The sequence below is a fragment of the Paenibacillus ginsengihumi DSM 21568 genome (assembly GCF_000380965.1).
GTDB lineage: Bacteria > Bacillota > Bacilli > Paenibacillales > NBRC-103111 > Paenibacillus_G > Paenibacillus_G ginsengihumi.
In genome coordinates, this window is the sequence record NZ_KB905665.1 from 1 (window position 1) to 5,261 (window position 5,261).

Sequence of the window (5,261 nt, forward strand, 5' to 3'; positions counted from 1 at the left end):
CTATACGGACTACACACTAACGGAAATGATTAATGGGCGAACGCCAACTTTGGGAGAAGCAGTAAAAGCGGGAATGGTTGGTGCGCTGTTTACAGGTGGACCTATGGCGCTCGTCCCCGTAGCGGCATTTCTAAAGCAAGGAGTACAAAAAGGAATTCAGCAAGGTGTAGACTGGTATAAGGCCCCGCAAACAAGACAGGCGTTAAAAGAGAGTCTCCAAGATGTTGAAGAGAATCTTAAAAATAGCATGAATGATTTCGCCGAAAACTTCGCGAACGCATTTAAAAACGATGGGTACCAATTAGGGTATGCAGGTCAAGGGAAAAGCTCTAACATCCGGTATTTTGAGTTTGAAGATTATAGAAATAAAAGGAGGTAACGAGAATAATAACAATAGCAATAACAACAATTACAACAATGGGAATAACGGCAATAATGGCAATAATAAAAATGGCAGTAACGGTGCTGAGGGGACGCCAAAAGTTGTAAATGGTTTTGATGCAACAGTACATGCTGGAAAACAAGGTAAACATATTCCTGGGCATCCAAACTATCAGCCAGGAAAAAGTATTTTTACTGGTGATGCACAGAAGTTGTTAGATAAATGTGCAGGGAAAGGAGAATGGATTGGACAAAACAAAGAACGTGTTGATTTTGGTGAAATTATTGGTAAATATGTAGACCCTGTTACGGGTGAGGCTGTTGAAACCACTAAAGGAATTATTCACTATTCTAAAAATGGGGCGCATATTGTACCAGCAAGACCGTAAAGGAGAATGTATGAAATGGATAGTTTAATTCAGAAGGTAAGTGGATATCCAAGTGGAACCGTGTTAGTGATAGAATGGATGAATGGCAGGAAGGTCAAAGGTTGGCTTGACACAATTTTTGAAACGGATAATGGACTAGAATTAGACGAAGATGGTTACGAAGAATACTTTGCCCTTTTGGTTAAAATCCAGTCAATCTTGCAGGAACCATTACAGCAAAATGAAAAATATGCTGCAGGAAGTTTGATAGAGGTTTCGGCGAGGGATAATTTATCCAAAATAAGTTTAGAAGATGGAACAGTAGTTTGGCATAACTAAAGTTATCGAGTCTCTTAGAGGGTTTACATCTTAGCAGCAGGGTAATAAAATACAACCAATAAACCAAACACTAAAAAACTTGACAAACACGCTTAGACCAACTTTCAAAGGCTTATTCCAACTTTAACGATAAGGAGGAATGAGCCTTTTTTGCATGTCTAAAATCAAAGGAGGAAAAGGGAAATGGTAAAACAAGTACAGGAAAAGGCGGGTCTAATTGCTCAGGCACAAGCAGAGTACGAGGCAATTGTAGAGGAAGTAAGGGGATTCTGCCAGAAAGCACAGGAACTGAGGAAACAGGCGGACGAGTTAAGACGCTCTGGAAGTATCGACCCGCAAGTAGCGAAGGAAGTAAAACAGCTACTCGAACAGGCTGATTTCTTTGATCAATTGGCCGACAATAAGGACGGACACCCAAGACTGGAAGCAATTCATCGTTTGGAAGAAATACAACGTGAAGCATCTGGTTTAAGAGAGACTGTACAGCATAACAAAAGTGTGTTAGCTCGTCAGAAAAAGGAATTGGACGTAGCAAAGGAAGAAGCAGCAGCAATGATTCGGCGGGCAGAGGAACGAATACAGGAAACGGAACAGCTACTAGCTTCCCAAATGGCAAAGCTGGAAGAATTGGAGGGATAGACGAATGGCGCAACTAAGCCCCGAAGCATTGGAATTACGCCGAGAATACAGAAGACAATACGAACGTGAGTATCGGCGCAAATGGAGACAGAAGCCGGAGAATCGTTTGAAAGCGAAGGAGTACGAGCGCAGATACTGGGAACGCAAGGCACAGCAATCAAAGGCGTAGCATATATAGCCCAACGCTCTTAGGTGATGCACCCATTCAAACGTACAACCAAGGACAATTTACCGCAGCAGGCACGAAACCACGAGCGCAACCAAATACGACAATCGCAGGAGGAAATAGCACAATGACGAAACATGAAGAAATCTTATGGGAACTGTTACTTCACGAGATCGAAACGAAAGCGGAACTAACACGGATGTACTTTGACTGCTTTACGTTCATCGCTAATACAGATCAGTTTGAGGCATTTCAATTACATCAGAAACAGAGAGCAGAGAATAGGAAAGCAATAGAAGAGTCATTTCTTGAGGATGAACAAGAATATTGAACATAGTGAAAATGGATAGATGAACAGTTTGGAGGCAAGATGCTCTCCCCCCGGTTAGGGAAACGATACCCCATGATATGAAGTTAGGCGGTGAAAGGATGGAAAAAAGCCAATGCGGGGCGAAGACGAGAAACGGAAAGCCTTGCAAGAAAGCAGCTTTAGTGAATGGAAGGTGCAGGTTTCATGGTGGGAAATCCACGGGGCCGAAGGACAAGGCAAAACATAGCGAGAGCCTAAAGGGCAACAAAAATGCCTTGAAGCACGGACTGTATGAAACCATCTGGCTAGATACGCTAACGGAGGAAGAAAGGAAGTTGTACCATCGGGTTTCAACCGACCCGAATGTACAGGTGGATAGCGAGTATCGACTTTCAGCGTTACGCATTAGGCGAATGCTGCAACGTATTCAGCAGGAGGAACAGAAGGACAAGCCAGACCCTGCTGAAATCAGAGCCATGGAAGATGCCATCACCAAAGTCCAGATGAATGTTGCGGCACTGATTCGGGAGAACGGTAAGCTCAGGGATATGCAGAAGCAGAAAAGCGACGGCTCATTAGACCAGTTAGTTGAGATTCTAGAACGAGCGAGAAAGGAACGGCAAAGAGAATAGCAGATAGCAGGAGCAGACAGAGCATTGCTTTGTTCGCTCCTTTTTACTAACGCATTAGGCGTGGCAGCTAAAAATGAATATAAAAATGTCTTACCACAATCACGGTTAACGAGTGGCGAAAAGGATAAAGAGGGTTGTAATTGCCTTCCGTAAGGTCGTATGGTGTTACAAAAAACGGGAGGCATTTACATGAAGGAAACGAAGGTCAAGAAATGGGTAGGCTACGTGCGTATCTCCTCGGACAGTCAGATGGAGAACACATCCATTAGTGAACAGGTCAGGCAGATTGAAGCGTTTTGCGTGAGTCAGGGCTGGCAACTGGCAGCGATCTTCAAGGACGAAGGAGTTAGCGGCAGTACAGTAGAACGAGATGGTTATCAAGAGATGTTGCACTACATTCAGCAGCCTGAACATGAGGTTGGCGGGATTGTCGTGACAAAATCAGACCGTATCCACCGTCAATTGAATCATCTGCTGGACTTGATCGAAGAGGAACTAGAGCCAAGCGGTATGGCGTTCATTAGTGTGACGGAGCGAATGGATACCTCGACGCCGCAGGGGAAGATTTTCTTGCAAATGCTTGGCGGTTTTGCTGAGTTTGAACGTGCCACGATCAATGAACGCACGAAAAACGGACGAATTGCCACAGCTAGAAAGAATCAATATGCTGGTGGAGGTATTCCGTATGGGTATAGACTGCTGGACGGAAACATGGTGCTGGATGAGCAGCAAGCCAGCACTGTAAAATACATTTTTCAAGAATATGTAGAAGGAATGAATCCTTACCGTATCGCCAAGCTACTGAACAAAGCTGGCATTCTAACGAAGACAGGCAAGGTATGGACGGTCGTACAGGTGCAGAATGTACTCAGCAATGAAACCTATACAGGCTTCAATACCTATCACGGCAGTAAGGAGCAAAACGGCATCCGGCAGAAAGACGTATTCCCCCGAATCATTAGCCGGCAGCTATGGAACAAGGCGAGAGAACGCAAACGATTATCGCAGCAGCCTTGTGAGAACCCGGTGATCTGACGTTTTCAAGGGTATTCACCACAAAAGACACCGAGGCAGGTAGCAAACGGCGAGATCGTGAAAGCTCGTTGGCGATCACAGGGAAGCAGCAGTACTATACCCGAACCTTGGACATGTGTAGACTGTTGACTCTTGCCTGCCCGGATGTCATAATAACCTCACAGCGTTGACGCTGGTTCTGTTCAGCAAACTTTAATCAACCTTCTATCAACTTGTAAACGATAAACTTTCAACTTTGAACACTTGCTTTGCCATTCATTGGCGACAAGTGTTTTTTTTGCGTCTAATGACCTGAAAGCAGTCAAGTCCGATAATTATATAATTAGTCGATTAAGTCTTAAAAAAATACAATCACAAGTTGTAAAAAGCGTGCAAGTGTGGGAGGGCAGCAGGCGATGAAAGCGAAGGTATCTATCGACAAATTTGTGGTGGAATATGCGGATGTGCCGAAAAGTGTTTACTATGCTTTAGTGAGCAAGGCTGTTAAAAGCGGTGAGTTGTGCAAACAGAGATTGAATTATCAGGGGTATGGGTATCAATTACATCTGCGGAAAGTTGATGGTGCATATTTACATGTGTTTTACCGAAACTGGAGCGAGCCGGAAGGTATGTCATACACGTTGCGGCTGGAAACAAGACCTGAGTATTACTTTCATTTTAAAGAATTGCTGGATGCCTTGCGCCGCGTCGCAAGTGGTATTTACTTTATTAGCTGTGATATTGCCTACGATGTAAAGACTTCCATGGATAATGTGCTGGTTATCCCCCAGGATGGTCGGCGAAAGTTGAGGGAATTCAAAGGGACACGCTACTTCGGCAAGAAGCACCAACGGAAAACAAACGGTCATTGCAAGATATACAACAAGCAGTTGGAATTATATGAGAACCAAAATATTGTGATTGACCAGGAATTAACTCGAATTGAGAATGTGTTCAAGCCAGAAAAAAGAATTGCGTTAGCAGAACTGCTGCATCACCCACCGGAACAGAACAAGCAATACTTTGCAGCGGTGATTATGGACTGGGGCAGCCTTCCAAAGAAACGGGCAGATCAGGCTCGTATGTTGATGAATGAGGAAGAAAGTAAGAATGTTGTAACCGTCAAGTACCTTTGAACAAATTTCGCGAATTTATTTTCAACAACTAGAAATTTCCAAATATGGTTTGGCGGTGCTTGAGCCGGTAGCTGTCTCCTGTCAGGTGAATCACCTCGCTTCGATGCAGGATCCGGTCCAGAATGGCGGTTGTGACGGCCGGATCCCCGAGCAGTTCTCCCCAATCTTCCGGTCCTTTGTTGGACGTCAGGATGATGGAGGCCTGCCCATACAGTTTGTTGATCAACTGAAAGAACAAGTGAGCCTCCTGCCGATCCAGCGCCATGAACATCAGAT

The 5,261-nt window shown here is 44.5% G+C and carries 9 protein-coding genes; 8 read left to right on the forward strand and 1 reads right to left on the reverse strand.

The genetic code is table 11. From position 1 onward, the window contains the following. The 8 genes from F591_RS31855 to F591_RS0126635 all read left to right on the forward strand — a co-directional run. Positions 1-379, forward strand: a 379-nt coding sequence (locus tag F591_RS31855; RefSeq protein WP_040742669.1) for a hypothetical protein, incomplete at its 5' end; no start/stop codon positions are given. Continuing rightward, a complete protein-coding gene (locus F591_RS31065; protein ID WP_169445886.1) occupies positions 351-770 on the forward strand; it encodes a polymorphic toxin type 50 domain-containing protein in 420 nt (139 codons plus the stop codon). The genes F591_RS31855 and F591_RS31065, both read left to right, overlap by 29 nt. A gap of 15 nt (positions 771-785) precedes the next feature. Then, positions 786-1,088: a hypothetical protein gene (locus tag F591_RS0126605; protein ID WP_019537586.1), complete on the forward strand. Its 303-nt coding sequence runs from the start codon at positions 786-788 to the stop codon at positions 1,086-1,088. A gap of 183 nt (positions 1,089-1,271) precedes the next feature. Next, positions 1,272-1,727, forward strand: a complete 456-nt coding sequence (locus tag F591_RS29240; RefSeq protein ID WP_019537587.1) for a hypothetical protein — start codon at positions 1,272-1,274, stop codon at positions 1,725-1,727. 293 nt (positions 1,728-2,020) lie between these two features. Continuing rightward, on the forward strand, positions 2,021-2,224 hold the full coding sequence (locus tag F591_RS0126620) for a hypothetical protein (protein WP_019537588.1): 204 nt from the start codon (positions 2,021-2,023) through the stop codon (positions 2,222-2,224). Positions 2,225-2,322: 98 nt separating this feature from the next. Further along, positions 2,323-2,835, forward strand: coding sequence for an HGGxSTG domain-containing protein (locus F591_RS29840; protein WP_051109271.1), 513 nt, complete (start codon positions 2,323-2,325; stop codon positions 2,833-2,835). A 189-nt stretch (positions 2,836-3,024) separates the two neighbouring features. Then, positions 3,025-3,870, forward strand: a complete 846-nt coding sequence (locus tag F591_RS0126630; RefSeq protein WP_156829721.1) for a recombinase family protein — start codon at positions 3,025-3,027, stop codon at positions 3,868-3,870. A 395-nt stretch (positions 3,871-4,265) separates the two neighbouring features. Continuing rightward, complete coding sequence (locus tag F591_RS0126635) at positions 4,266-4,985, forward strand: hypothetical protein (protein ID WP_019537591.1); 720 nt, start codon at positions 4,266-4,268, stop codon at positions 4,983-4,985. Positions 4,986-5,013: 28 nt separating this feature from the next. Here F591_RS0126635 and F591_RS0126640 read toward each other — a convergent pair. Further along, a partial coding sequence (locus tag F591_RS0126640) for an ATP-binding protein (protein WP_019537592.1) occupies positions 5,014-5,261 on the reverse strand: 248 nt, incomplete at its 5' end.